The sequence below is a fragment of the Victivallis vadensis genome, from assembly GCF_003096415.1.
Classification (GTDB): domain Bacteria; phylum Verrucomicrobiota; class Lentisphaeria; order Victivallales; family Victivallaceae; genus Victivallis; species Victivallis vadensis.
The window spans coordinates 1-1,850 of record NZ_QEKH01000076.1 but is presented as its reverse complement, the minus strand read 5'-3'; the positions used below and the strand labels follow the sequence as shown (position 1 = coordinate 1,850).

Here is a 1,850-nt window from a genome sequence, read left to right as displayed (position 1 = left end):
GCTTTTGTCAAAAATTTTCATTTTATGACAATGTTAAATACTTCTATTTCAATGAGGAAACTACAAATTCAGTAATTTCCTCTCTTTTTTCGGATTTCAAAAGGTTCAAGAGGCCTTTCTTGTGGCATGTTATTTTGGCTAAAACTTCCAACAAGGAGGTCCTCTTGAAAAACTCTCTCGATAAGCTCGCGAAATGGCTTTGCCGGCAACTCACTTGCGATGAATTTGCTTCCATCGTTCCGCTCTTTCTTGAAATACTTTCCGGGACACGGTCCGGATTTGAATTTAAACCGGAACCTAAAACAGAAAATTATCGCAAATTTCTTGTTGATCTCCCCCCGCCACTTTCAGCGCCTCCCTCTCGCGCCCAAGTCGACTGGCGCGAACTCAAAGATGCAATCGAAAAACAAACCGGCAAATTGCTAAAGCCGGTTCGGCGTCGCGGCGGCTTCAGCGTTCCGGAGCATTGCCGGTGCGAACGCTGCAATGCTCCCGCCGACTTCCTTTACCTCAATGATGGCCAAAAAGGCAATCAAGTCCGTTGCAAAATCTGCAATCATCTTGGAACTACCGGACGCATCCGGCAAAGAAGCGGCGCCAAATATTTTTGTCCGCATTGCGGCTCGGCGCTCTCCGTCTGGAAGCAAAGCGCCCATGAAACCATTTACAAGTGCTTCAGCTACAAGTGTCCGCATTATCTTACTCAAGAAAACCGATTGACCGGTGAGGAACGCGTCAAACGACAAGCGCAAAAGTTCGATCCGAACTACAAGCTCCATTATCAATATCGCGAATATTACCTGAAACCGGAGGATTTGCTCTGCCGCCGTCCGGAGTCCTCAACCAACGTCGATTTGCGGAGCATTCACAACTCCCATCATGTCGTCGGCCTAGTGCTGACCTTTTTCGTCAACGCCGGAGTGTCGTCCCGACTGACCCGCGATCTGCTTTGGGGACTGTTTGGAATCAAGCTTTCCCATCAGACCGTCATCAACTACGTCAATGCCGCCGCCGCTCGGATCGCTCCGTTTCTCGATGCCGATTTACCGAAACCCGGCCCCATAGCCGCCGCCGATGAAACCTACCTTATTGTCGAAAACGAATGGCATTACACTTGGTTCATCATCGATGCGGCGTCCAGAGCCATCTGCGGCTACAACCTTTCCGATACGCGCGGAACCGTTCCGGCACTGGCGACGTTGCACGATGCTTACGGCAAGCCGGAAACCAATCAAGGCAAACAATTTATCCTGGTTCGGGATGGGCTTCCGTCGTACGATTCGGCATTGCTGGCATATAACCAAGGCTTGGAGGCTCCGGTTTTGACCGGACCGAAAGTCATCGGCCTGGAAAACCTCGACGAAATCAGCAAGGAATTCCGCCCTTACAAACAGTTGGTCGAACGCCTCAATCGCACTTACAAATTCCATACCCGGCCAAGGGCCGGAATGAAAAGCATGGAAGGCGCAACTTGCCTGACCACTTTATTTGTAGCATATTACAACTACCTCAGGCCGCATGGAGGATTGAAGCATTCACCGCTGATCCGGGAACCATTGCAAGGCATTGAGCGTTATCCAAAGCAGTGGGAAACCTTGCTGGCTATGGCCGCAGCATAATTCTGAAATCCGATTTTCAAACAACACTGGAAAAACAAATCCAATTTGTTTTTCCGGGACATTTACGTCCCCACATCCGGTTCCGGGAGCTGTCAAACGAAAAACGGAATAAAAAGGAGCGTAAAACGCAACCGGTTATGCCGGATTTTCGCTTGAACGCGGACGGGTTCGGATGTATTACCCGCCGCAAAAACAAAACTTTCATTTTTTCATATTACTTTTGACACTACC

1 protein-coding gene is annotated in these 1,850 nt (G+C 49.3%); it reads left to right on the top strand.

Annotated features, from left to right (window positions below; genetic code table 11):
- On the top strand, positions 1-1,619 hold a 1,619-nt coding region (locus C8D82_RS20420; protein ID WP_133245328.1), incomplete at its 5' end, for a DDE-type integrase/transposase/recombinase.
- Positions 1,620-1,850 lie beyond the last annotated feature (231 nt).